The 25,361-nt window shown below is 45.9% G+C and carries 29 protein-coding genes, 2 tRNA genes and 1 pseudogene; 8 read left to right on the forward strand and 24 right to left on the reverse strand.

Annotated features, from left to right (window positions below):
* Nucleotides 1-6: 6 nt before the first annotated feature.
* Nucleotides 7-3,795, reverse strand: a complete 3,789-nt coding sequence (locus tag LAJLEIBI_RS13040) for an efflux RND transporter permease subunit (protein ID WP_006442565.1) — start codon at nt 3,793-3,795, stop codon at nt 7-9.
* A gap of 208 nt (nt 3,796-4,003) precedes the next feature.
* Here LAJLEIBI_RS13040 and fabG point away from each other — a divergent pair, with 208 nt between their 5' ends.
* Entirely contained in the window at nt 4,004-4,729 is a 726-nt protein-coding gene (gene fabG, locus LAJLEIBI_RS13045) for a 3-oxoacyl-ACP reductase FabG (RefSeq protein WP_006442566.1), read from the forward strand.
* Here fabG and xth read toward each other — a convergent pair.
* From xth to arcC, 10 genes are all read right to left on the reverse strand, one after another.
* Complete coding sequence (gene xth / locus LAJLEIBI_RS13050; protein ID WP_006442567.1) at nt 4,726-5,478, reverse strand: exodeoxyribonuclease III; 753 nt, start codon at nt 5,476-5,478, stop codon at nt 4,726-4,728. The two genes, fabG and xth, sit on opposite strands and share 4 nt — an antisense overlap.
* A 29-nt stretch (nt 5,479-5,507) precedes the next feature.
* Nucleotides 5,508-6,242, reverse strand: coding sequence for a tRNA pseudouridine(38-40) synthase TruA (truA, locus tag LAJLEIBI_RS13055; protein WP_040434861.1), 735 nt, complete (start codon nt 6,240-6,242; stop codon nt 5,508-5,510).
* Between the two features lie 244 nt (nt 6,243-6,486).
* A complete protein-coding gene (gene nrdR / locus LAJLEIBI_RS13060) occupies nt 6,487-6,939 on the reverse strand; it encodes a transcriptional regulator NrdR (protein ID WP_149301923.1) in 453 nt (150 codons plus the stop codon).
* 84 nt (nt 6,940-7,023) lie between these two features.
* A complete protein-coding gene (locus tag LAJLEIBI_RS13065; protein ID WP_006442570.1) occupies nt 7,024-7,266 on the reverse strand; it encodes a YlmC/YmxH family sporulation protein in 243 nt (80 codons plus the stop codon).
* A gap of 123 nt (nt 7,267-7,389) precedes the next feature.
* Nucleotides 7,390-8,604, reverse strand: a complete 1,215-nt coding sequence (locus tag LAJLEIBI_RS13070; RefSeq protein ID WP_006442571.1) for an ABC transporter permease — start codon at nt 8,602-8,604, stop codon at nt 7,390-7,392.
* 1 nt (nt 8,605) lies between these two features.
* Entirely contained in the window at nt 8,606-9,379 is a 774-nt protein-coding gene (locus tag LAJLEIBI_RS13075; RefSeq protein WP_040434863.1) for an ABC transporter ATP-binding protein, read from the reverse strand.
* Between the two features lie 75 nt (nt 9,380-9,454).
* Nucleotides 9,455-9,904: a hypothetical protein gene (locus tag LAJLEIBI_RS13080; protein ID WP_006442573.1), complete on the reverse strand. Its 450-nt coding sequence runs from the start codon at nt 9,902-9,904 to the stop codon at nt 9,455-9,457.
* Between the two features lie 2 nt (nt 9,905-9,906).
* Entirely contained in the window at nt 9,907-10,113 is a 207-nt protein-coding gene (locus LAJLEIBI_RS13085) for a helix-turn-helix transcriptional regulator (protein WP_006442574.1), read from the reverse strand.
* A 162-nt stretch (nt 10,114-10,275) separates the two neighbouring features.
* Nucleotides 10,276-10,461, reverse strand: coding sequence for a ferredoxin (locus tag LAJLEIBI_RS13090; protein WP_006442575.1), 186 nt, complete (start codon nt 10,459-10,461; stop codon nt 10,276-10,278).
* 60 nt (nt 10,462-10,521) lie between these two features.
* Nucleotides 10,522-11,451, reverse strand: a complete 930-nt coding sequence (arcC, locus tag LAJLEIBI_RS13095) for a carbamate kinase (RefSeq protein ID WP_006442576.1) — start codon at nt 11,449-11,451, stop codon at nt 10,522-10,524.
* A 284-nt stretch (nt 11,452-11,735) separates the two neighbouring features.
* Here arcC and LAJLEIBI_RS13100 point away from each other — a divergent pair.
* From LAJLEIBI_RS13100 to LAJLEIBI_RS13105, 3 genes are all read left to right on the forward strand, one after another.
* Nucleotides 11,736-11,806 (forward strand) — tRNA-Gly (locus LAJLEIBI_RS13100).
* 128 nt (nt 11,807-11,934) lie between these two features.
* Nucleotides 11,935-12,090, forward strand: coding sequence for a hypothetical protein (locus LAJLEIBI_RS18110; RefSeq protein WP_006442578.1), 156 nt, complete (start codon nt 11,935-11,937; stop codon nt 12,088-12,090).
* Between the two features lie 137 nt (nt 12,091-12,227).
* Nucleotides 12,228-12,575: a sporulation initiation factor Spo0A C-terminal domain-containing protein gene (locus tag LAJLEIBI_RS13105; protein ID WP_006442579.1), complete on the forward strand. Its 348-nt coding sequence runs from the start codon at nt 12,228-12,230 to the stop codon at nt 12,573-12,575.
* 141 nt (nt 12,576-12,716) lie between these two features.
* Here LAJLEIBI_RS13105 and LAJLEIBI_RS13110 read toward each other — a convergent pair whose 3' ends face one another.
* The 6 genes from LAJLEIBI_RS13110 to LAJLEIBI_RS18375 all read right to left on the reverse strand — a co-directional run bounded on the left by LAJLEIBI_RS13110 (nt 12,717) and on the right by LAJLEIBI_RS18375 (nt 18,406).
* Entirely contained in the window at nt 12,717-14,039 is a 1,323-nt protein-coding gene (locus LAJLEIBI_RS13110; RefSeq protein WP_006442580.1) for a S41 family peptidase, read from the reverse strand.
* A gap of 132 nt (nt 14,040-14,171) precedes the next feature.
* Complete coding sequence (locus tag LAJLEIBI_RS13115) at nt 14,172-15,233, reverse strand: BtrH N-terminal domain-containing protein (protein ID WP_006442581.1); 1,062 nt, start codon at nt 15,231-15,233, stop codon at nt 14,172-14,174.
* A gap of 11 nt (nt 15,234-15,244) precedes the next feature.
* Nucleotides 15,245-16,045 (reverse strand): MerR family transcriptional regulator, encoded by an 801-nt coding sequence (locus LAJLEIBI_RS13120; protein WP_006442582.1) that lies wholly within the window; start codon nt 16,043-16,045, stop codon nt 15,245-15,247.
* Between the two features lie 147 nt (nt 16,046-16,192).
* A complete protein-coding gene (locus LAJLEIBI_RS13125; RefSeq protein ID WP_006442583.1) occupies nt 16,193-16,417 on the reverse strand; it encodes a hypothetical protein in 225 nt (74 codons plus the stop codon).
* Between the two features lie 206 nt (nt 16,418-16,623).
* Entirely contained in the window at nt 16,624-17,466 is an 843-nt protein-coding gene (locus LAJLEIBI_RS18710; RefSeq protein WP_006442584.1) for a collagen-like domain-containing protein, read from the reverse strand.
* Between the two features lie 199 nt (nt 17,467-17,665).
* Nucleotides 17,666-18,406 (reverse strand): collagen-like protein, encoded by a 741-nt coding sequence (locus tag LAJLEIBI_RS18375; RefSeq protein ID WP_050765487.1) that lies wholly within the window; start codon nt 18,404-18,406, stop codon nt 17,666-17,668.
* A 231-nt stretch (nt 18,407-18,637) separates the two neighbouring features.
* Here LAJLEIBI_RS18375 and LAJLEIBI_RS13140 point away from each other — a divergent pair, with 231 nt between their 5' ends.
* Both LAJLEIBI_RS13140 and LAJLEIBI_RS13145 read left to right on the forward strand, forming a co-directional pair.
* Nucleotides 18,638-18,964, forward strand: a complete 327-nt coding sequence (locus tag LAJLEIBI_RS13140; protein WP_040434866.1) for a sporulation initiation factor Spo0A C-terminal domain-containing protein — start codon at nt 18,638-18,640, stop codon at nt 18,962-18,964.
* Between the two features lie 318 nt (nt 18,965-19,282).
* The gene (locus LAJLEIBI_RS13145) at nt 19,283-19,522 is read left to right on the forward strand and encodes a helix-turn-helix domain-containing protein (protein ID WP_006442589.1); all 240 of its coding nucleotides are present in this window, start codon (nt 19,283-19,285) and stop codon (nt 19,520-19,522) included.
* A gap of 43 nt (nt 19,523-19,565) precedes the next feature.
* On the opposite strand, the pseudogene LAJLEIBI_RS19800 reads toward LAJLEIBI_RS13145, so the two are convergent.
* From LAJLEIBI_RS19800 to LAJLEIBI_RS13170, 5 genes and pseudogenes are all read right to left on the reverse strand, one after another.
* Nucleotides 19,566-19,766 (reverse strand): annotated as a pseudogene (locus tag LAJLEIBI_RS19800) (type II toxin-antitoxin system RelE/ParE family toxin); the annotation flags it as partial.
* 94 nt (nt 19,767-19,860) lie between these two features.
* Nucleotides 19,861-20,124 (reverse strand): type II toxin-antitoxin system Phd/YefM family antitoxin, encoded by a 264-nt coding sequence (locus LAJLEIBI_RS13155; RefSeq protein ID WP_040434871.1) that lies wholly within the window; start codon nt 20,122-20,124, stop codon nt 19,861-19,863.
* A gap of 360 nt (nt 20,125-20,484) precedes the next feature.
* Nucleotides 20,485-20,880: a HEPN domain-containing protein gene (locus LAJLEIBI_RS13160; RefSeq protein WP_006442592.1), complete on the reverse strand. Its 396-nt coding sequence runs from the start codon at nt 20,878-20,880 to the stop codon at nt 20,485-20,487.
* Complete coding sequence (locus tag LAJLEIBI_RS13165) at nt 20,873-21,205, reverse strand: nucleotidyltransferase domain-containing protein (RefSeq protein WP_006442593.1); 333 nt, start codon at nt 21,203-21,205, stop codon at nt 20,873-20,875. The genes LAJLEIBI_RS13160 and LAJLEIBI_RS13165 overlap by 8 nt, the downstream gene beginning before the upstream one ends.
* Before the next feature lie 273 nt (nt 21,206-21,478).
* Nucleotides 21,479-21,553 (reverse strand) — tRNA-Pro (locus LAJLEIBI_RS13170).
* Nucleotides 21,554-21,769: 216 nt separating this feature from the next.
* Between LAJLEIBI_RS13170 and dapB the strand changes: the two genes are divergently transcribed.
* Both dapB and LAJLEIBI_RS13180 read left to right on the forward strand, forming a co-directional pair.
* The gene (gene dapB / locus LAJLEIBI_RS13175; RefSeq protein ID WP_006442596.1) at nt 21,770-22,567 is read left to right on the forward strand and encodes a 4-hydroxy-tetrahydrodipicolinate reductase; all 798 of its coding nucleotides are present in this window, start codon (nt 21,770-21,772) and stop codon (nt 22,565-22,567) included.
* A gap of 96 nt (nt 22,568-22,663) precedes the next feature.
* The gene (locus tag LAJLEIBI_RS13180; protein WP_006442597.1) at nt 22,664-22,978 is read left to right on the forward strand and encodes a YbjQ family protein; all 315 of its coding nucleotides are present in this window, start codon (nt 22,664-22,666) and stop codon (nt 22,976-22,978) included.
* A gap of 84 nt (nt 22,979-23,062) precedes the next feature.
* On the opposite strand, the gene LAJLEIBI_RS13185 is transcribed toward LAJLEIBI_RS13180, so the two are convergent.
* Together LAJLEIBI_RS13185 and LAJLEIBI_RS13190 are read right to left on the reverse strand one after the other, a co-directional pair.
* On the reverse strand, nt 23,063-23,662 hold the full coding sequence (locus LAJLEIBI_RS13185; protein ID WP_040434875.1) for a nucleotidyl transferase family protein: 600 nt from the start codon (nt 23,660-23,662) through the stop codon (nt 23,063-23,065).
* 96 nt (nt 23,663-23,758) lie between these two features.
* Complete coding sequence (locus tag LAJLEIBI_RS13190) at nt 23,759-25,339, reverse strand: DEAD/DEAH box helicase (RefSeq protein ID WP_006442599.1); 1,581 nt, start codon at nt 25,337-25,339, stop codon at nt 23,759-23,761.
* Nucleotides 25,340-25,361 lie beyond the last annotated feature (22 nt).

Below are 25,361 nucleotides of genomic sequence, written 5' to 3' on the forward strand. Positions count from 1 at the left end.
AGGTTCTTAAGTTTCTGCATCTTCTTCAATTTCCTCACGAAGCCTTGCTTTTTCCCTTTTGTGGAACAAGTCAAAGATACATGGAACTACGACTAAAGTTAATATGGTTCCGTATATCAGGCCCCCGATGGTGACGATCGCCATCGGCTGCACCATATCTGCCCCCATCCCGACTCCGACAGCCAGCGTCGACAGGCCGAGTATGGTCGTGAGCGCCGTCATGATAATGGGGCGCAGTCTCGTTCTCCCCGCTTCCACCAGCGCATCGTGGCGGGACAGCCCTCCTGCGATCAGCTGATTCGTATAATCTATAAAAACAATACCGTTGTTGACGATAATACCCGACAGCATGACAAATCCTACCATAGCGATCACACTGACCGCCTTCCCTGCGATCCACAGGCCGAACAGACCGCCCGTAAATGCCAGCGGTACGGTGAACATGACGATAAACGGAGAGCGGAGCGACTGAAACTGTGCAACCATGATAAGATACATGAAGACAAGAGCCAGTCCGAGCATTTTAAAAAGTTCCGTCATAGACTCGTTGATAGTCTCATCTTCTCCAACCATCTTCACTTCATAGCCGTCCGGCACATCATATGCTTTGAGCGCCTTATTTACACGGCTGCTCACAAGACCGATATTGTCCCCGTCCTTTACCTCCGAGGTGACAGACATGTATCTGCTCTGATCCTTCCTGCTGATCGCCTGCAGGCCGGAAGCGTCCTCAAATGCAGCGATATCGGAAAGCTTCACTTCCTCCGAAGTCCCGTCCTGTTTCTCTGCCGTAACTGTAAGCTTCCGTATATCTTCCCGTGACAGGCTTTCGTCGGCATCATCCACCACATAGATATCAAAATCCTCTGTATCTGTAGAGAGGGAGGTTGCCTTCTGGGCTTCCGATAGTCTTTTGTTCAGACTCTGATACACCTGCGCGACCGTAAGTCCATGCTCCGTAGCTTTTGTCTTATCTACGATCACGCGGAGTTCTTCTTTGTTATCCTCCGTTCCGTCGGTTACGTTCTGTGTCCCTTTGATATCCTCCAGCATACTCTTGATGTCGCCCGCGATTTTCTGCAGTTTATCCAGATCCTTGCCTTTGATCTGGACATTGATCCCCGAACTTCCAAGTGCGCTCATATCCATATTCGACATATTGACGGTCAGTTCTCCGTCCATGTCTTTTGTCACTTTCTCTATCTCTTTCTTCAGTTCATTGTTGGACATGGAAGGCTTATCACCTGTAATAGCGTAAAATTCTACCATATTTGATGAAGACGATGTTCCCATCATATTTGATGAAGAGACCATTGCCCCTATATCTTTGACGTCTTTCAGCCCGCCGACCCGGTCCATCACCTTATCGGCAGCTTTTGCCGTATCTTCAAGACTTGTGCCTTTTTCCATCTCCAGCGTCATGCTGATCTCCGTGCTCTCCATCTGAGGCATAAATTCCGTTCCTCTTGAGATGGCGAGCGCGCCGCTCGCCACGAACAGCACGAACGCGCCTGCCAGTACGAGAACCTTTCTGTTAAGCGCTTTTGAGAGCATGCTGCCGTACCAGTCTTTGATCCTAATAAACAGGCGGGATTCTTTTTCCTCTGTCTTCTTTAACAGGCCTGCAGATATCATCGGTACGAGCGTCAGCGCCACGATAAGGCTGGCCAGGAGTGAATACGCGATCGTAAGTCCCATATCCACAAACAGCTGGCGTGTAATACCGGAGGTGAACACGATCGGAAGGAACACGCATATCGTCGTAAAGGTGGATGCCGTTATGGCTCCTCCTACCTGTCTGGCTCCTTCGATGGCCGCCGTTTTGGCTGACGCGCCTTCCTCATTCCGCATCCGGTAGATATTTTCGATCACTACAATGGAATTATCTACCAGCATTCCCACGCCGAGCGCCAGGCCTGACAGGGATATGATATTAAGCGTCACACCCGAGAAATACATGGCAACGAGGGCAGTCATGATACTGATCGGTATGGAGCAGGCGATGACAAACGTCGGCCGTATGCTCTTTAAAAATACAAGCAGTATGATGATCGCAAGCACTGCTCCGTAAAGCAGATTCTTAAGAACGGAATTGACGATCAGGTCAATGTAGACTCCCTGATCCATCAAAGTCACCGCATTTATTTCCTTGTGCTCCTTACTGATAGACTGGAGCTTTTCCAGAACGCGGTCACTCACATCACCGGTAGAGTACCCGGTCTGCTTCTGTATGCTCAGCATCATGCCGGACTTTCCGTTGATCTTGGCATATGTCTCATCTGAATTGCTGACAAGCTCTACATTTGCAACGTCCGTCAGCTTCACCGGGTCGATGCCCTCCATGTCAATGAGTACAAGATTCTTTATGTCTTCGATGCTCTTAAACTTATCGCCCACACGTACGAGATAGTCCAGCCCGTTCTCCGTCACATATCCGGCCGGCATGCTGAAGTTCTCGGCTGCCAGCAGTGTCTTCACCATATCGGCGTTCAGCATGCCGCTTAAGTCAGCACTGGCTGACGCTTCTCCTTTTGCAGCCTCCATCTGGGCTTCCTGGGACTGTATCATGGCCTCTCCGGCCGCAAGCTGCGCTGCGCCTTCCCCGAGACCCGCCGCGGCCTGAACCTGAGCGGATGCCAGCTGGCCTCTCGCCTCCGCCAGCGACATGGCCCCGTTGTTGACCTGCTTCTGCACAGCTTCCAGCTGCTGTCTGCCGGCTGTCACTTTCCCCTGTCCTTCTTTTAAGGAAGCCTCCTGTTCTGTAAGCTGTGCTATGGCGGCTTCCAAAGCGGCCTTCGTTGCATTACAATTATCTATTTCAGTCTGAAGCTGAGCGATAGCATCAGCATTAGCTGCCGGATCCTTTTGCAGATCTGCCATCTGCGCCTGAAGCTGATCACAACTTACATTAACCGTTTTAAGCTGCGCCTCCGCTGCCGCCTTCGAGGCCTGAACCGCTGCAAGCGACTGCTGAAGCTGCGTATCCGTCACGTTCAGCTCTGCCATCTTTTCCGTGATCTCCAGCTGCGCCTGCTTGATCTCCTCCGCCTTCTGCGAGATCTGAGCTTCTGCTTCACCGACACCGGAAGATGCCTGGGCCTTGCCGGCAGCCAGCGCGGCCTTGCCGTTAGCCACCTGATCCTTAGCCTGCTGAAGCGCGGAGGCTGCTTCGTTCATCTTTTCTTCCAGCGCAGCTTTGACGTCTTCATTTAACGCTTCTACCTTCTGTTCATTTACCGTGACCTGCACAGTTTCCTCGATGCTGCCGGCAGTGGATACCGAGGCTACGCCTTCCACACTTTCCACTTCAGGAAGCACCTGTTCTTCGATGATGCGCGTCGTCTCTGCCGCATCTTCCCCCGATGCGCTCACTGCCGTGATAAGTACAGGCATCATACTTGGATTCAGTTTCATAATAATGGGATTCGTTACTTCATCCGGCCAGAAACCGCTGATTTGATCCAGTCCTTCTCTCATCTCTATTGTGACAGAATCCATATTGGCCGTCTGGTCAAATTCGAGAATGACTGTTGAAGCATTTTCATTAGACACAGATTGTACATTCTTGATATTGCTCACCGTTGCCATCGTCTGTTCCACAGGCTTTGTGACAACTGTCTCCACTTCCTCCGGACTGGCTCCCGGATATGTCGTCATAACTATAGCATAAGGCAAATTCATACTCGGAAGCAGATCTACCGTCATATTTCCAAATGACACAATACCGAGGATTATGATCAACACAACTCCTACCACTACAGTATAAGGTCTTTTTACGCTGAATTTTGATAACATTGATGTCCCTCTTTCTAAGTTTTAGCCGCGCCTGGCATATACAGCCCGATCATGCCGCCGCCCGCACAGGCAGTCCAATCGCTGATACGTAAATAATAGCACTTGAGGGTTTAAATAGCAACGATTCCGGTATATAATAATTGCAGGAAAAATACGATTTTAGATTTATTTTATAATTGGTTTAAAAAACAGAAGGAGGATACGACAAATGTCAAAATATGTCCTGATCACAGGCGCTTCCAGAGGTATTGGAAAGGCTGCCGCCGTTCTCTTTGCCGCCAGAGGTTATCATGTGTTTATCAACTGCCGCCGTTCTGCCGGCGCGCTTGAAGAGGTCAAAAGAGAAATAATATCTGCAGGCGGTTCCTGCGACATGGTGACAGGTGACGTAGGGGACCCGGAAGATGTAGACAAAATATTCTCCTTTATATACAGCAGGTGCGGCTGTCTGGACGTGCTCATCAACAACGCGGGATGTGCCCACATCGGTCTGTTAAGCGACATGACCGACGGGGAGTGGAGCCGCGTTATCCAGACGAATCTGTCTTCTGTATTTTACTGTTCGCGCGCCGCGGTTCCTCCCATGGTGCGCAGAAAGCAGGGTAGGATCATCAACATCTCTTCCATGTGGGGTACGCTCGGCGCTTCCTGCGAGGCCGCCTACTCCGCGTCAAAAGCCGGGGTACACGGTCTCACAAAAGCGCTCGCAAAGGAGCTGGCGCCGAGCAGCATACAGGTAAATGCCCTGGCCTGCGGCGTCATTGATACAGAAATGAATGCTCAGCTGGATGAGGAAGAACGGCTGGCACTTGCAGATGAGATCCCGGCCGGCCGATTCGGCACTCCAGCCGAAACTGCTGAAATGATCTGGAACATAGCAACTGCCCCGCCATATATGACGGGGCAGATCATAGGTATAGACGGGGGCTTTTAACACAGATCGAGCTCTACCGGACAGTGGTCTGAACCCATGACATCCGTGTGTATCCTGGCATCCTCCAGGCGCTCTTTCAGACTTTGTGATACACAGAAATAATCAATGCGCCAGCCCGCATTCTTTTCCCTTGCCCGGAACCGGTAGGACCACCAGGAGTAGATCCCCTCCTCATCCGGATAAAAGTAGCGGAATGTATCAACAAAACCGGACGCTTTTATCTTGCGGAACTTCTCTCTCTCTTCATCGGTAAATCCCGCATTCTTTCTGTTTGTTTTCGGATTTTTCAGATCGATCTCTTCTGCTGCCACATTTAAGTCTCCGCAGAAAATAACCGGTTTCTTTTCTTCCAGCTTCTTAAGATAAGCAAGAAAAGCATCCTCCCACTCCATCCTGTACGACAGTCTGGCCAGTTCACTCTGGGAATTGGGCGTATACACTGTCACAAAATAGAATTCCTCAAATTCCAGCGTGATGACCCGGCCTTCTTTATCATGTTCTTCTATTCCGATACCGCACGTAAAAGACAACGGTTCTTTCTTTGTAAACACGGCGGTCCCGGAATATCCTTTCCGCTCTGCATAATTCCAGTATTGAAAGTAACCGGGTGTCTCCAGTTCAAGCTGCCCCTCCTGCATCTTTGTCTCCTGTATACAGAAAATATCTGCATCCGCCTCCTGAAAGAAGTCCATGAAACCTTTCTGCACACAGGCACGAATTCCATTTACATTCCATGAAATGCACTTCATTTATTGTCCTCCAATTATGTCTAGTCTTATTAATAATACACTTTTCTCAGAAACAGACCTCTCGCCGGCGCAAGAAAGCCTGCCAGACTTCTGTCCTCCGCCGCGATCACGACCGGGAGCATGGCTGAGTCCCTTTTGCCGGTCCCGATCTCCAGCAGCGTGCCGGTCAGTATCCTGACCATATGATAAAGGAAGCCTGTCCCGTAATAGGTGATACGGACTTTATCTCCCGTGCTTACAATTTTTATATTCGTGATCCTGCGGACCGGGTCCCTGCACTCCTTGTCATCCGTAAAGCTTGTAAAATTCTTCACTCCGACAAGATACTCGACCGCATTGCGCATCGCCTCGATATCCAGTTTCTCAGGATAATGGTAACAATATCTGCGGGAAAAAACATCCGGCTTCTCACGACAGTCGATGTAATATTCATACTTCTTGCCCTTTGCGCTCTTGCGGGCGTGGAATCCGTTTTTGACGAGCTCTGCCTTGACGATCCTGATATCCTCCGGCAGATATCTGTTCAGTGAATCCTTAAACTCCTGCGGATCATAAAGCTTGGACAGCTTGACGCTCGCCACCTGTCCGCGGGCATGTACCCCGGCATCTGTTCTTCCCGAGCCGTCCACATGCACTCTGTAACCAACCAGTTTCCCAATGCTCCACTCCAGCACGAACTGGATCGTATTGTCTGTCGTGGCCTGTCTCTGCCATCCCTGATATCTGCTTCCGTCGTACGATACGGTTAATTTATACGTTCTCATCTGCATCTCACCCAATCTGAATCTACGTCTGTTCTCTGTTACTTATCATCATCTGTTTGCCCGATTATTATGTATGCTTTTTGAACCGCTTACGTTCAATAAGTATGTCAAAAATAGATTTAAGTTCCATTTAAGCTCCTGTTCTCCTGAACAGAATAAAAAGGAAGAAGCAAATGAATCCTTTGCTTCTTCCTTATTCTAACACTATACGACATATTTCGTAAATACCTTCTTACACGTATTCCTAATTATCCAGGATTTTTTTCAGCTCATCCATAAAAGTATTGACATCTTTGAACTCTCTGTACACAGAAGCAAACCTGACATAGGCCACCTCATCCAGACTTTTCATCTCTTCCATGACGATCTCACCGATCGTACTGCTTGGGATCTCCTTTGCCTCAAGGCTGAAGATCTTCGTCTCGATGGCGTCAACCGTCTTCTGGATGGCATCCGCAGATACCGGGTGCTTATAACATGCGCGCAGGACGCCGTTCTCTATCTTCTTGCGGTTGTACTGTTCTCTGTTGTTATCTTTTTTGATAATGATGAGCGGGATCGTCTCCACTTTTTCATATGTGGTGAACCGCTTGCCGCACACGTCGCAGGAGCGTCTTCTGCGGATGGAACTTCCGTCCTCCGCCGGTCTGGAATCTATGACTCTTGTATCTAGGTGGTTGCAGTATGGACACTTCATCTTGACCCAAATCCTTTCTTCTGTAATACATATAGTATATCTGCTGTACGGACAGAAGTCAAACAACATTGCCAGTTTTTCCCTTTATTTTTTCTCCTCATGAATTTCTACCAAAATGACATCCGGACCGATTCTTTTGATGCACTTGCACGGGATAACATACTCGCTCCCGTCCCCGAAAAAACCGCAGAATTTTCCTGACTTCGGAATAATGATCGCCTCCACGTGGCAGCCGCAGTCATCCAGTATCAGATCCGCCACAAATCCCAGTCTCTTACAGTCACATGTATTGATCACTTCTTTATCCTGAAGCTCACTCAGTCTCATACAATATCCGCCTCCCGAATCGCGCAGAATGCACAAGGGGGCCAGACCCCTTTTGAAAGGGGTCTGACCCCCTCCGGCCGCATCTGCTTCTTGTTTACAGTATATGCAGCCGGATATAAAGTGTCAGACATTCATAACTTTTTCGCTCTGGAAAGCTTTTACGATCACGCCGAGGAGTACGCCGCCGATCACAAGCGTCTCGATGAGTGTTATGCCGTACTGCAGCATAGACACATTCTGCCCAAGTATCCCCTTCATCACGAGCGCACTGTTATACAGCGGTATATAATAGTCCGTCTGTGTCGGGTCGCCGGTGGTGAACATCGTCAGCAGCCCTACCACAAGCACGAGCATATATGCCGGCATCACATATGTACTTGCCTCCTTGGTCGACTTGGCAAATACGGAGATAAGGGCGATGATACTGGAGTACAGGAAGGCTATCGCCACAAGCAGCGCTCCGAGCATGACTACCTGCTGTACACTCAGGCTGATATTCAGCCCGTCGGCTCCCGAGCCGGTCATGGACTTCATCATCAGAGGCGCACAAACTACCATCGCAATGACATAGATGAGGGAAGATATCCCGGAGATCGTCATGAGTGAAAATACTTTTCCAAGGACGATTGAACTTCTCTTTACCGGTGATACGAGGAGGCTTGCCATCGTTCCTCTCTCCTTCTCGCCCGCGATCATATCAGTGCCGATACCCATGGCTCCCGCAAATAACAGAATCGTAATAAAATATGGAAGCATCATTCCGATCGCCTTGCCGCTGGCTTTATCATCATCCTGTATGATCATTTCATCGTTGTCTGAATTTACCGTAAACACCGTGAGCTGAGTCAGATCTCCGACGCGCCCCGCCAGAAGTGTCTGGCGGTATGCCTCCAGTACGCCTCCTGATATCTCTTCATAGGCCGCCTTGGAATAATCCTCAGACGGATTGTAATAAGTCTTCACCTGGGGCACAGCCATACCCGGCTCATAATCGCGGACCGCGCTCTCAAAGCTGTCCGGAAATTCTATGATCAGATCTGCCCTGCCTTCGAGGATATCTTCTTTCGCTTTTTCCATCCCGCCGCCGTCTATCCTCTTTGATTTGAATTCCTGTCTGCTCTCACCGAGAAAGGCTTCAAAACTGGAAGGTTCGTTTGCCACATATACAACTGCTTCGTGTGATTCAATATCATCTTCCATATTGGTAATAAGTCCGCTTATGATCGTCATGATCAGTACCATGATCAATACTGGGAGAAAAAATACGGAAAACACCATCTTCTTGTCTTTAAAAATTCTGGCCATCTCTTTGCCGAATATCTGCTTGATTCCATTCATCTTACATTTCCCCCTTTCGTTCCTTATATAATTCAAAGAACGCATCTTCCAGATCATCTGTGCCGGTCATATTAAGCAGTTCCTGAAGTGATCCCTCCGCCACTTTACTGCCGTCTATTATCACGCCGATACGGTCACAAAGCTTTTCCGCTTCGGACATGATATGCGTCGATACGATGACAAGCTTTCCGTCTTCTCTCAGCTTCCGCAGATAATCTGTAACACTCCTGGCCGTGACAATATCAAGCCCGTTCGTCGGTTCATCAAAGATGACAATATCAGGGTCGTGTACGAGGCTGACCGCGATCGCCGCCTTCTGCTTCATTCCGGTGGAAAGCTCCTTGATCTGCTTGTGGGCAAAATCTTTGATCCCGAAATATGTAAACAGCTCTTCCTTGCGCTTCTCCAGCACATCCTGCGGAACGTTATGCAGCCTGCCGAAAAATCCGAACATGTAGTCCACGTCAAACTGTTCATCCAGCTTTATATCGCTTGTGAGAAATCCGATGCTCTCTCTCACCGCCTCCGGTTCTTTCTGTACTTCGTGGCCGCCGACATAGATCTCGCCATCCGATGGCTTGATCAAAGTAGCGATACATCTGAGTGTTGTCGTCTTTCCAGCGCCGTTTGGTCCCAAAAGGCCGTATATCTCCCCTTCGCGCGCGGTCAGGCTCAGATTATCCACAGCAGTCTTCTTCGGATTCTTTGTCTTGGATTCCAGCATCTGCTTCTTATTCAGTTTATAGATTTTCGTCAAATTCTTAATCTCGATCATAACCCTGCTCCTCATTTTTTCTGTATTATTATGTTAATACAATAATATTTCTTTTTCTCCTGTTTGTCAACATAATTATAACGAACGGGACGTAATTATTTTCATCACACCGCCGCACACCGCAGAAAATGCCGTCACGACTACAAGCGTATAAAATACAATATAATTATAATATCCGGCAATGACGGCCGCCGTCATGAATACGGCGATACATGTTCTGTATGCTTTCGCCTGGCCTTTTGTACATATTTCAATTGTCCGCTCGTCATGTTCTTTAATATACAGCTTCCGCAGATATTCCCGGCTCCCAAGCGCCTTAGCGGACACAAAGATCCCGTAGAACATTACACCGGCCCACACAGTGAACAGTCCGGCCTGGAACCCCTGAAAGAAGCTCCCCGCATGTTCGGACGGGTCCATCGCATCGGCCCTCATGTAGCTTATCACGATCACCGCGACGGATACTAATGCAAATATACTTTCTAATATTATGCTGCGTTTTAATTTTTTCCTATACTCTTCCATATTCAAATATCCTCCACATCTGAAAAGTCAAACACATCTTCTATCATTACGCCGAAGAACCGGGCTATCTTATATGCCAACACGAGAGATGCCGTGTACTTTTCCCGCTCCAGCGAGATGATGGTCTGCCGGGTGACTCCGACCGCCATGGCCAGTTCTTCCTGTGACAGTTTATGCGCCTTCCTGAGCTCCTGTATCCGGGTTTTCATATATCTTTTATCCTCTTTCTCTGTTTTGTACAGTACGCTTTACACCTTTAGTATAGTTTGCTTTACATAATATGTCAAGTGTATTTTACATTAAATTCAGTGCGGAGAGCGCAGAAACGGGAAGGCACCAGGCCTTCCCGTTAAATGTATTTCGCTTATTTCTTATTCTTCGATATCTATAACAGACACCGGACAGCCGTCTCTTGCGTCTTTTGCTGTGCTTTCGCATTCCGGCGCCACGTCGGCATACGCCTCTGCAATACCGTCATCATCAAAACGGAAAACTTCCGGGCAGACAGCCACACAGGCTCCGCAGGAAATACATCCTTCATTTACTCTGGCTTTCATGGGTCATTCCTCCTCGCATTTTTCCATAGTATGTCCCGCAAAACTCCAGGTTATTCAAATTTATTTTATGACTGTGCCGGTCTTTCCCTTCAACGCTTCTTCCAACTTGTCAAATGATGTGATGAGCGCGCTCCGGCCTTCCCTCTTTTCAATGAATGCCACAGAAGCGCTGAACTTTGGAAGCATGTTATATTTTCCGAAATGGCCTGCCTCCATATATTCTTTCGCCTGCTCCAGCGTGATCTCTCCAAGCTCTTCTTCCTCCGGCCTTCCGATATTGATCTTAACCTTCTCCACACTCGTGAGAATGATCAGCTCATCCGCATCGATCTCCTCTGCCATCTTCCCGGCAGCCAGATCCTTTTCTATCACTGCGCTGGCGCCCTTTAGATGGTTGTCCTGCTGCAGCACAGGTATCCCTCCTCCGCCGCACGCAATGACGATCTGGTCCGCATCCATGAGGGCCTTGACAGCGTCGATCTCCACGATACTCACCGGATTCGGGGCTGACACAACGCGGCGGTACCCCTTTCCAGGCTCTTCCACAACATAGTTTCCTTTTCTGCGCTCTTCGTTGGCCTCCTCCGCCGTCATATAGCGGCCGAGTACCTTCGTCGGTGTATAAAAAGCTTCATCATAAGGGTCGACAACGACCTGTGTCAGTATCGTGCTGACCGTTCTGTATATCCCCCGGTTCAGCAATTCCTCACGTATACCGTTCTGCAGGTCATAACCGATATACCCCTGGCTCATGGCAGAACAGACAGACATAGGCGCCGCCGTATAATCCTGATGCACCCTTCCAAATTCATTCATAGCGGTGTGGATCATACCGACCTGTGGTGCATTACTGTGGGTGACCGCCACCTGATATCCGGCTTCTATCAGCCCGGCGATCGTTCCGGCTGTATATTTCACCGCTTCTTTCTGTTCCGGCAGCGTCGTTCCAAGCGCCCTGTGTCCCAGTGCTACTACTACTCTCTTTTTCATAATCTATACCTCGTTTGATTTAATGGCGTACATAAAATATAAGAAAATTATATTATCTTTTTACGATAAATGCAACGCCTTTATTTCCATTATATCTCCGTATAAAGCCCCGGAAGCAGCGGTTTCGGCATATATGAATCAAAAAACGTCAGCCTTCCGGAAGGCGAAACGCTGACTGTCTTGGGTACTTCAATGCAGCTTGTGCCTGTGAGATAAGAAATGCAAAATCATTTCTTGATTTTTTCCGCCTCATGGACTATAATATTTCTTGTGCAGATATATGCGCAGATGTAGTTCATCGGTAGAATGCCAGCTTCCCAAGCTGGAGAGGCGGGTTCGATTCCCGTCATCTGCTTTGGCAGAAAATATTCAATGAAAAAAGCAATCAGACCTTTTTACCAGGTTTGATTGCTTTTATTCTTACTGTTGAAATTTCTGTATAATTATCACGATACTCCGCACACTAACAGCGGAGGTGATTCCATGGCATCTTATGTTGCCCCTGCAATAAGGGATAAGTTTGAATCATTGTCTATCAACTTGAAAAACTGTATCCTGGAACGTGACGTCCGTCTGGAGAATATACATGACCTGATCCATGTTCTTGAGGATATAGTTAAAGATGGGGAAGCAGAGTAATCTGTTTCCCCATCTTTCATAAAACTTGTCGATTATGGACTATTCTCGTCTGTTTATTTCTATTTTTATCTTTTTCGTTCCTTTTATCCCTATTTTATTGTTACATTAGATACAATTACTTATTGCCCTCAATTATTATGGAAGGAGGAAGAAGTGTGGAAGAAATCAACAGCCTTATATTTAAGCTTGGGATTCGCTCAACATACCAAGGTTTCTATTATCTGCAATATGCTCTTCATCTATGTATGCTTGACGAACGTTATCTGCTTTCCGTATACAAATCGCTGTATGTAGACGTAGCCAGAAAGTATAACACGAGCAGGGATAACGTCGAGCATTGTATCCGTACCGTAGTGTCAAACTGCTGGTATAAGGGCAATCAAAATTTTCTCGTACAGATAGCAGGATATCCGATTACTCAAAAGCCTACTAACGGAGAATTTATCGATATTCTGTATCATTATTTAAAGGCGCAGGAAAATTGACCGTCTGAAAGTAAGCTTAACGTTAGCCCAATGCATACATAAAACTCCAGGAACCCATTAATTTGTCAGGTAAAAAAAGCGGCGCTCTTCGCCGCTTTTTAATTATACCCATACGACTTCACAGTCTGCAACAGCCGCCTTTTATTCCTGCCCCGAGCGGCGCGCCAGTTCATAAACTTTCTGAAGCGCTTCCTCAGCCTCCACTGGATAATCGGGCTCTAAAGGCTTCTTGTCATTCCCGGAATCGGGGCGGTGAAAATATTTGTAAGACACGGTAAACATAAGTTTTGCGTTCGGTGTCTGGAACTGTAGCAGATCACCATAACTGGACGGCATCCCCCCTGACACCTCCCCCACCACATACCCGAGTTTATTATCTGCGATAGCGACAGCAAAATCTGTGGCAGCACTGAACGTTCCTGATGAAGTGAGTATATATATCGTGCCGTCAAAAACGAGCTCTCCTCCGCGCTCATTGGCGATTTTTTCTTTCTTATCTGTAATAAGAAACGGTCCGTACCTCACATCCACGTCACCGTATACATAATAATTGTCAACATTGATATAACGCAGAAATTCATTGATCACCTTAGAGTTTCCTCCGCCGTTGTCCCTCACATCTACCGCAATGTTTTCAATCTGCTTCTTCTTCACCTCCGTAAAAAATTCTCTTAAAGTATTTGCGTACATCTCGTCATATATACATTCCTTAAGGGTGAGAACCGCTGTGTTTTTCTCTTCATACACGTGATAGCTTACAAAAGGCTCTGTATCCTGGGGATTTATATTCTTATTCTCAAAGCGCAGCGTTTTCTCCACCTGACCGGCCGGTGTCTCCAGAACTACCGCAGTATCTTCTGATACGTCCGCGCCGAGAAATCTCAGATAGTCCTTCCTCACTATCCGGTTCTCATATAAAACAGAAGCAAATCCTTCCAGTTCATAAGATGACAGCCCGAGAAATGTCTTATAAAGGTCTTCTTCTCTGACACCTCCGATAGACAGTATACGGCTGCCGTCATACTCTCCTCCGACACATATAAGGTTTTCCCCTGTTTTTCTGCACCGGAACAACAGCCGCGGCACTGTTTGCGCGTAATAGGGCATAACCGATGTGTGCCCGTCCTTCATACGGGCCATGATTCTGGATATGGACCGCCATAATTCCAGCATACTGACACTGCTGCCCATCGCCTCTTTTTCTTTGTCTCCCTGCCGCTTTACCTCATCCGGGAGCCCTTTGATACAGGCAGGATGCCTTGATTCGATATGAGACAGGATATAATCTATATCCTCCACCGCCTGTTCTTTCGTCAGCATGTCATCTACAGCCAGGGAAGCCTCTGCTTCTTCCGCTGTTCCCCGGTGCGGATTCATCCATATTTGATAGGCTGCAAAAAAGAGGATCATAATTGTAAATATGGCAAGCAGAACCTTTCCAAGTGTCTTATTTCTATTCTCCATATTCCCTCCCGTTCATCCCTTTTTTATATATAATACAAGTATACCTTACAAATTTCTCATAATCAATTATGGATGCTTTACACTCTGCGGCAATTGATAAAATAAAACTCCCTGCTTACTGCCTTCTCCTATTTAAAGAGTATCCCCAATTTTGCCGGCGGCTTCCATAAGCGACAAATACAGATTGTTTTCTACACTGTAAATGTGCTGGATCGAATCCGACATTTTCTTCAGGAGTGCCGTATCTCCTTCAAGAGAAAGCTGCCACAGATCATCGGCCAGGTCATCCCACTGTTCTGAGACACGGATAAACTGTCTGCCTGCATGGGCGACTTTGTCATTCTGCAGTATATCTGACGCTTCCAACAGAAATCCTCCGTACATTCTGCGGAACAATCCTCCCCCTGTACCGCCCGCTTCATTGATCTGAAAATAATTTACCATTCCGGTCTTCTTCAGTTTATCTGGACTGAATTTTTCCCATCTTAATATTTCCCTTGAAAACTTCATGATTCCGCTCATTCCAAGAAGCCGCGCGGGAGGCGTGAGCATCCCTTGGCATGTCTCTGTTATGGCCTCCTGCAAAACGTCTTTTCCCACATTCGTGTAACCGCTGAAATCAAATGTCAGATATTTATTGTTGGCCGGAAACGGCCTGTGTGAACTGCTTCGTGCCTCTTCCAGCTCGCGGAAACTGACAAGATGATAATCTTCTGCAGTCCGGCCTCCTGGAATTCTGATAGGATTATCATGATTGTCCCGGTCGCTTATCCGGTACTTCTTCTTTAAATCATCATAGCCGTATAATACAACCGCATGTCCTCCAAAATGACTGTCACGGTCCATGCCCAGATAACTCATGTAAGGCATATCGACATAGATCAAGACCGGATCGTCCGCATCGATCATGCGCTTTGCCGCGTCACTGACTCTGGCATAATTTTTGCCCGACCTGCACTTTATCGTAATATTGAGCCGCTCCGCCAGTTTTTTCTCAAATTCAAATACTTTTATTCTTCCGTTTACCATTGGTGCTGTGGAAAAATTCATATACAAAAATGACAGACCGGAAGCGAGACCGAATATCATTTCTTCTGACATCGGGTATCCATAATAAGTGAAGATCTGTTTTAACGAATTCGTAATGCAGTGCCTGCCTCCCTGTGGTTTGAAGTTTTTTACAATTGATTCCATTTTTTTACTCCTTAATAAAATTTGATGGGCAGAATAATTTCGGTAATATAATTTGCAGGATTTCCTTTAAAAATCATTCCGGGACCTTTGACATAGATTTCTCTTGACGGTGTCAAGGTCTTCAGACCGTGCTTATTTGCGAACTCGAACATCGCTTTATATGCAAGATACAGCGTATCATAGCCTCCGTAGTGTACCGTCCTCAGCCCTCTCAGCCCTGGCAGCTTCCTGCAGGATACATGGGCGCCGGCTATCCTGTTCTTTACAGGCAAACATATTTCAATATCCGCATTTTCCACACAGGCCGTGTCATAATAGCAGTTAAACAGCCTGCCGCTCCTGTTGCCGCCCACCGCTTTGTAGAGGAGCGGAACATACTTATCCATATCACTGTACCAGCCTGTAAACCGGATAGAAGCGGCAAACACCCCGCCGATGTCCACCGTGCCGATCTGATAAGCATTTACCGGATGCCCGGTTCCCGGCAGAAATACATTTCTGCCGATTTTTTGTAACAGCTCCTTCTCTCTGGCAATATTATTTTTTATAAACTCTGCCTTTTCCTGCAGAATAAACGCAAGCTCCGCCTCATTTTCCACCGTATCCGCTATCTCCCTGATTTCCATAATAGAAAAATCCAATGAACGCAGGAAACTGATAAGCCTCGCTTTTTTCAAGTCTTCATCACTATAATACCGGTACTGGTTTTCCTCGTTTCTGAAAGAAGGTTTCAGAATCCCCTCTTCGTCATAGTAGCGCAAAGCCTTTACGGTTAATCCTGATATTTTAGAAAACTGACTGATCCTGTACATAACTGCCCTCCTGTATAATCATAAACTCTCCTCCGCGCCGGAAGGTCAAGCCCGACCGCGCCTGTCTGCGTAATTATTTAAAAAAGACACAATTACTCCGGGAGGTCCAGAGAATTGTGTCCTATCAATATACCACATTCTGTGATTTCACGTATTCTTTTTCTGATCTATTCTTTCGTCTATCTTTTTTTTGATCTCTTTAATTTTTTCTTCGTCTATTTCTTCTTTGCCGGCAATGTCTGTGAGTATATCTATCGCCCCGCACGCCCTTCCAAACAAGATATCGTGAAACTCCCGGTACTTTGCCCTTACCTCGGCTAACGTCCTGCAGTCGTCAAATTCTTTCAGATTCAGTATATCATGTTTTTTCATACCATAATTACCTCCACATTAATCATAACTCTTTATGCATCTGTATTTTCGTGGTAATATATGGAATTTTTTTCGGTATGGTTTTAACATCTTACTACACTTTTTTGCAATTATCCTAATGTATCTTATTTGTGATAGTCATGGTCTCATTCTGTACCCAAAACACATGACAGAGGAGCCTGTTTCCAGGCTCCTTACCAACTTCCTTATAATCTCTGGCAAATAATGGTTGTTTCAACCGTAACATTTACATCAGTTCCTGCAATATTAAGTACATCTGTTGTTACTGATGTCCCTGAAAACCTGGCATAAGCAACTACTGTATGGTTTGTCTGGTTTGTTGACAAAGCCAGAAACTTATAACCTGAAGGCACCGTATACGCATTCACCTTCCCTATAACCTGGCTGGTACCCGTAAAAACATTTGTAAAAGTATGACTTATGATATTGTCTTTTAATATTTTACCTTGCCGGGCATCCAGTGCATACCCTTCTTCCGTCGTCTCAAGGTTGTTTGCGATATTCACCGGACCGGTCGGTCCCTGCTCTCCTTTGTCTCCCTTGGGTCCCTGGATTCCCTGCGGACCCTGTGCTCCAACTGCACCGGTATCTCCCTTGTCACCTTTTGGACCTTGTGGGCCGGCTGCTCCCGGGTCGCCTTTTGGTCCCGCCGCGCCGGTTGGACCCTGAGCTCCGGCAGCGCCGGTATCTCCCTTGGGTCCGGTAGCCCCCTGCGGTCCTGTGGCGCCGGTCGGGCCCTGCGGGCCAGTTAATCCCTGTGGGCCGGTAGCTCCCTGCGGACCTGTGGCTCCAGTTAGACCCTGTGGCCCTGTCGCACCAGTTTCTCCTTTGTCTCCCTTATCCCCTTTCGGACCTGTAGCCGGCACACCAGTATCTGTGTCGCCAATGTACCAGTTTCCATTCATTCCGATATGAGGTGTGATACCGTCGTCACCTCTTGCCTTGACTCCCGTATCGTAGTTGTTGATAAACCAGTTCCCATTTTCACCGATATAAATTTCCGGTATGAAGCTTGTGTTTTCTTCCATTTTGTGTTCCTCCCTTTATTTTTGTAACTGCATATTACCAGTTTATTGGGGGACAAGGAGGGACAGATATTAATTACTATAACAGATATTTTCCACGTGATCGTCGTTATCCTTACCATTTTATCCTAATGTATAACTGCTGTGTTTGGTTTTACAAAGAGAGCCCGTCCCCAAGCTCTCACAGATTCTAAAAACTGTATTAAATTATCAAGCTTTTGTGGACAAATAAAAATACATATGTACCTGTTATGGTGTTTGCACCTATCCCCCAATTATTTGCGTTATAAATCCATCCATTATCATATAATATAACTCCGCTCTGCCCGTCTGGTCTGGCTGATACAAAATATGTATTATAGCCGGGCAAATCAGGTACAAAGTCAGTCCATTCAACACCCCAAAACTCATTAAACGATTTGGCAGCATTTGCAGTAACCATTCCAACATTCTGATTTGTTGTTTTAACGCTTATTCTGATCATTTTACTGTTTAATATATTCCCCTGCCGTGCATCGAGCGCATACCCTTCTTCCGTCGTCTCAAGGTTATTCGCGATATTTACCGGCCCGGCCGGTCCCTGTTCCCCCTTATCTCCCTTGTCACCTTTTGGACCTGTGGCTCCCTGTGGACCTGTGGCACCGGTCGGACCTTGTGGACCTGTCAGGCCCTGAGGACCCGTCAACCCCTGCGGGCCTATGGCGCCAGTTACACCCTGTGGCCCCACCGGACCGGGCTCTCCTTTGTCCCCCTTATCGCCTTTCGGACCGGTTGCCGGCACTCCTGTGTCTGTTTCGCCGACATACCAATTGCCGTTGGTACCGATGTGCGGTGTGATACCGTCGTCACCTCTTGCTTTGACTCCCGTATCATAGTTGTTGATAAACCAGTTCCCATTTTCTCCGATATAGATTTCCGGTATGAAGCTTGTGTTTTCTTCCATTTTGTATTCCTCCTTGTCATTTGATAGTCGTATATTACCAGCAACTGCCGGGACAAAGAGGGACACGTATTGAGTTTATTTCTCCAAAATCCATTCGTCGTTTGCATATTCATCAAATTTATTATCGCCAATTCATATATTTTGTAAATTCTTTACTTTTGTTTTTGTCCATGTCCTTCTATTTTGCAACAAAACGTTTACAATATGCCTGTAAGGTCAAAAGGAGCTAATATGGGCAAGGCCAGAACTTTATTACTTAGGCTCGGGATACGTTCTACACTGAAGGGATTTCACTTCCTGCTGTATGCGATGCAGCTTTGTTTATCGGACGACATGTACTTGCTGTCCGTCTATAAACACCTGTACGTAGACGTGGCTGCACATTTTGGTACAACCAGGGACAACGTAGACCACTGTATCCGCACTGCTATTTCAAACTGCTGGTATAAAGGCAACCGGGAACTGTTTATCAGCATTGCCGGTTATGAACTTAAACAAAAACCAGCAAATGGAGAATTCATAGACATTCTCTACAACTACTTATGTCAGAAAGGATAGGCCCGCACCGCGGGCTCTTTCCTTTTTCCAGTTAAGATTCAGCCATTTTCAATATATTTGTTACACCAATCTGTGACATCTCCTGTGTCTGTTTGTTCCTGTACTGCCGTCACTGCTGCAGATCTGTGGTAACATCCTTGTTTTCCACTGAATTCCCGATATCTTTTAATGTTTAAGTGCTTTGTCAAATGATTCTATTTCTATTTTCCTCCTGTCTTGTCATCTGCTTTTATGATTACTGAGTATTTTTTTATTTCTTTCATGTTATATACGTATTATGTCTGTCAGAGTATAATAAAAAAGTAGAGAGGGGTGCCTATGAGAAATAACATTAATCACGCTGACGATTACATTAAACTTGGACTGAATATTGCATATTACAGGAAACTTGGAGGTCTTACACAACTTCAACTGGCAGAGGCAGTCAAAATAAGCCGAACCCATTTAAGTAATATTGAAGCCCCGAATATGCCAACCTCTGTTTCCTTAGATACTCTGTTTGAAATTGCTAAAGTATTGGATATACCTGTCTGCATGTTACTTATGTTTAAAGAATAAAAAACTATTGTCAGCATCCTATATGCTGGCAATAGTTGAAATGCTATATATTCATATTGATGTTTTTAATATAAATGACTACTACCTCTTTTCGGTCCTCTAATATTGTATAAATAATCAGGTGATTTTTAATTATCAGTATCTTATATCCTCTATTGGCGAAAGTTCCTGTAACGACTTCTGAACCTCTCCATGGCATGACAGCTAGGGAGAGAATCCCTTGTTCAAGGGCAGAAATAAGATTTTCTGCTGTAGTATTATCTAATTATCTTTGACAGATATTAAAACAAATCAAATCTAACATTTCTAATGCTTCAGGCCTGATGGTAACAAGGTACTTATCCAAGATGTTTCCTCCTCAGTCCGTCAAGAACTTCTTGAGCGTTAAGAAACTTCGTGTCGGATACAACTTCGTTCTCAAATTTCGTAATAGAAGTATCAATTTCACTCTGCATTGTCATGGCATTATAAGTTTCCATACTCATCAAAACCATATCGCCGTAACCATTTTTTGTAATGAATATAGGTTCATCTGTATTATGGCAGGTTTCAGATATTTTGGTCGTATCACGTAATTCCTTTATTGGTATAATTGATGGCATGAATAGCACCTCCTTACTTTGTGTCATAATTATAGCATAATTATGTGCTATTTATAATTAAACTATTCGTTTTATCTAATACTAGATATCAAGAGATTTTTTTGACGGCCGCCATATAGCAGTCATCTGCCGGCATCCGCATACTTTAATAAGGATTTATCTCATCGTTCCTGTTCCAATGATCTTTTATGTGCTTCAGATACCCCTGGCATAGAAAAAGGCACAACTCCTGCCTCCTGCAGTTGTTGTGCCGATAACCGGGTTAGCTGCCCATACTCGGGAGTCATACCCAGCTGCCAAGGATTCCTTTTTCCGGTAGCAGCCGTATGGTAGCCGTAAATTCCCAGTTATTTTTATTCTCTATACCAATGCATCTAAATACTCTGTTACTCTTTCCAATATCAATCTTGCAGTTTCCACCTGAATTAGCGCCTGTTCTCTGGATGCTATGTAAAAATCATCATAGTCACTTTTTTCTCTTAATTGTTTCAATGTTGCAAGTTTTCGCCCCAATTCTCTTTCAAAAATTCCTGCTGCAACATAATGCTGATTAAAATATGCAATAACATCTTTATGCCGTTTAAAATCCACAGTGCCTAAAGCAAGAACCGCCTTGACTGCATAAAACGCAGAATAATAAGAGCGGTTAATAGAATCCTTATATAATTCTTCTCTCAAACAATGCTCTGCTACACGAAGACTGTCCTGCGCTTCTCTTAATCTATATCTGCTTAAATCTTTCTGTCTGTCATCCATTTATTAAAATCCCTTCTTTCTTCACATTATCATAGAATGGCAGTGCACCCAGCCAATAGTTAAAATGTTCTTCATTTTTTATAATTACACTGATTTCCACAAAATATCTCATCTCATAATCAAATGCAAGATCAAAAACTGTTGTCTCTACTTTCTCTATCTCGGCTTCCGTAAGCGTCGTCAAAATCATAATATCAATATCTGAGTTTACTCTTTCCTCACCGCGGGCATAAGAACCATAGAGTATAATCTTTGTAAGTTTATCTCCCAGTATTCTCTTAACATCCTGTGAGAAGCCCAAGAGAATGTCATGTATGCTATTCATAAAATATTCACTCCTTTATTTGCAAGTCTTTCCATGTTCATATTAGTTTCATTCAACATTTTATACTTTCGTAGTCCCATTATACCATGCAGATAAGCGATTCTCAATTTCAAACTTTTGGAACAGCAGCCGAAGGTTAGCCACATACTGGCAGCCATATACTTTAGAAAATTTATTTCCTCTTACATGCACCAACACTTTTACATGGTTCTCACCTGTCCCGGAGTATAAAAAAGGCACAACTCCTGCCTCCTGCAGTTGTTGTGCCTGTAATCGGGGTAACAGGATTCGAACCTGCGACCTCACGGCCCCCAGCCGTGCGCTCTAACCAAACTGAGCCATACCCCGTCACTTTTATCATTATACTCGAATCTTGTCGTATTTTGCAACCCTTTCGTCTATTTTTGTACCTCTTTTTTCATTATGCTCAGATTACGGAAAATCAAACCCAAAAATACAGCACATTTTACATAACTATGTTAAAATGTATTTATTACAGCATGCAATAAATTATACTTATGGAACTGTTCAGGTTCAATAAGATATGCGAAAGGAGTACGCATTATGAAAGTTATCGTAGTAGGCCCGAGAGGAAAAATGGGAAAATTGATCACACAGATTGCCGCAGGCCGTGAAGACATGGAACTGATCGCCGGTGTCGCGCCAAAGGGCAGGGATTACATAGGCCGCGACCTCGGGCAGGTTGCAATGACAGGCTGTGACCTGGGAGCGCCGGTCGTAGATGATCTGGCCTCTGTAATTGATTCCTGTGATGTTATCATAGACTTTTCCACGAAAGAGATGGCCATGGAGGTACTGGATCTGGCAATTGCATCTAAAAAGGCGCTTGTGTGCGGCACAACAGGATTTAATGCCGAAGAGATGCAGCGTTTTAAGGATGCGTCAGTCCATATACCAATGCTCTACGCCGCCAATACTTCAAAACTCGTCAATGTTATGAATAAGCTTCTCGAAGTGGCCGCGGCAGCGATTGGAGAAGAAGCTGATATCGAAATTCTCGAGATGCATGACCAGTGGAAAAAGGACGCCCCGAGCGGCACTTCAAAAGAAATGGGCGAGATCATGGCCCGCACCATGGGCAGGGAGCTGGATGATATAGCGGTATATGGCCGTCACGGCGTCTCTCCGAGAGAAAACGGTACGATCGGTTACCATTCTCTGCGGGCAGGAAACATACCGAGCAGCCATACTGTTTTCTTTGGCTTTATGGGCGAACGCCTCGAAATAACGCACCACTCTTATAACTGGGAATGTTTTGCCCGTGGAGCATGCGACTGCGCGGCATATTTAAGCGGGAAACAAGCCGGCTTTTACACGATCAAAGATGTTTTAAATTTATAGCTCACATAGAATGATAAATCACTTGCAATATCTGTTTCTAAGAGGTACAATTGTATTAATCAAATAATACAATCTATTCTTCAAGGGGGTAACGACATGATTTTAGTAAACACAGATTATATAACAGGTAAGAAATTTGAAATGATCGGGCTTGTCCGGGGTACAACTATACAGTCTGTACATATGGGCAAAGATATCATGAACAGTTTCAAAACACTCGTAGGCGGAGAACTTACTTCCTACACAGAGATGATGAACGGAGCCAGAGCTATTTCCACAAAGAGAATGGCAGATGATGCAGAAGCTATGGGTGCAGATGCGATCATCAATATCCGTTACACTTCCAGCCAGGTAATGCAGGGTGCCGCAGAGATAATGGCTTACGGAACCGCTGTAAAATTTATCGATTAGAACAAAGATTTAAAAGGGACACACTAAATATCAATTGGGGACGGAGGTATTTGAAAATACCTCCGTCCCCAATTGCATTCAGCACTATATTCTGTCTTTCACCAGGCTCATATCTTTCTCTGCCATGCGGATCAGTTCCAGCCGTTTGATTCTCAGATCCAGATCATTTCCGATCAGATATTCATAGACACTCTTCGGTACGAGATGTGCCCATTCTTCGTCTGTAGCGATACAGCTTCTTATCCACGACGCCGTAACCCCCTTCTCTTCCGGTTCCCTGCGCCAGAGGATCTCTGTCTCAAGTCCCAGACTCCGCAATATTTTGAACTTCTCCTCATCCCACTCGTCACAGACCCCCATATAATACACAGCGTCCTGCGGGGCATACTGCAGTATATATTCGGGACGGTTGATAGGAAATGGAATAAACTCATATTCCAGATCCGGCACATTAAACTCTCGGAGCGCGCCGCGGATCATCTGGCAGCGTTCGTAATATGTCAGCGGATTGGCCGATCTGGCGGAACGGTTTTCATCATTTACCGTTTCTCTCACATAAGTATTATCTGGATTAGTCAGTCCGATGTACAGCTTATTACAGCGCATTTTGGCCGCGAGCAGATACTCCATATGTTTTAGGTGGAATACCTGGAACCTTCCATTGACAACCCCTGTCTCTATCATCTGCATCTCCCCTTTTTATCAGCACGTATTCCGTCATATCTACTCTTTTAGTATACTCCGTTATTCCCGTAAAATGCAAGCAATGTACAAGTTTCGCTATTTCCGGTTTGCCGGTTCCACTTCCACCGGTTTTCCTTTTATCTTTGTGTGATTTACAGCACTTAAGACTTCCTTTGCATATTCCCTCGGGACCTCAACGAACGTATACTTGTCATACATATCGATCGTTCCGACTACCTTACCAGGCATACCGCTTTCTCCTGCTATCGCGCCAAGAATGTCTCCTGGTTTCGCCTTGTGCTTTTTGCCGATATTGATAAACAGACGCACCATTCCCGGTTCTTCTGCACCTGTATCTTCAAAATTGTCCACGTCCGTTTCTTCCGCCGTTCCGGTGCACATCTTAAGAAGCGCCGCTGCGATATCCATGCTCGTATAATCCGTATCGTTGATCTCTTCCTGCACAAGCTGGATAAATGTCCCGAGATCTTCCTGCTCTATGATGCGGGAAGCCTCTTCCATGACTTTTTCCATCTTCGTGTTGGCTACATCATCCAGAGACGGCACCTTCTGCGCATATATCTTTGTTTTGCAGTATCGCTGGATCTCCCTGAGCTTATACACTTCTTTGCCCGATACAAATGAGAAAGAACGTCCCACGCGGCCCGCGCGGCCGGTTCTTCCGATACGGTGCACATAGTATTCATCATCCTGCGGAAGGTCATAGTTAAATACTGCCTCCACTTCGTCTACATCAATTCCTCTTGCCGCAACGTCCGTTGCCACAAGAATATCCGTTTTACCGCTTCGGAAGCCCTGCATAACGCGGTCACGCTGCGCCTGCTTCAGATCACCGTGAAGTCCGGCGGCAAAATAGCCCCTGCCGAGCAGTCCGTTTACAAGAATATCCACCTGCTTCTTCGTATTGCAAAATACGACCGAGAGCTTTGGATTATAAATATCCAGAAGTCTTGACAGCACTTCTTCCTTATTTTTCGGCTTTACTTCATAATAGAACTGTTCAATATTAGGAACTGTCAATTCCTTTTTTGTCACTTTTACAATTTCAGCATGTTTCTGAAACTTCTTTGTGATATCCAGGATCGGCTTCGGCATCGTTGCCGAAAACAGTACAGTCTGGCGCTCCTGCGGAACACCTTCCAAAATGGTCTCAATATCCTCACGAAATCCCATGTTCAGCATCTCATCCGCCTCATCGAGGACTACCGTGTGCACATGCTCCATCTTCACTGTCTTGCGGCGCATATGATCCATGACCCGTCCCGGCGTACCTATCATGAGCTGCACACCACTCTTCAGTGAACGGATCTGCTTCACGATCTCCTGCCCTCCGTATATCGGAAGCACTTTGATCCCGTGCATATATTCCGCCAGCGTACGGATCTCATCCGCCACCTGGATGGCAAGCTCTCTCGTCGGACAAAGGACAACTGCCTGGAGTTTCTTATTCTTCGGGTCGATCTTTTCAAGCAGCGGTATGCCAAAAGCCGCTGTCTTTCCTGTTCCCGTCTGCGCCTGGCCGATGATATCCCTGCCTTCGCGCACAAGAGGGATAGCCTTTGCCTGGATCGGCGAAGCCTCCTCAAATCCCATCTTCTTAACTGCCTTCATGATCTCAGGGCATAATTCTAATTCTTCAAATCTCACTGTATCCATCTACAATTCCTTTCATTTTTCA

The organism is [Clostridium] hylemonae DSM 15053, assembly GCF_008281175.1.
Taxonomy (GTDB): Bacteria; Bacillota; Clostridia; order Lachnospirales; family Lachnospiraceae; genus Extibacter; species Extibacter hylemonae.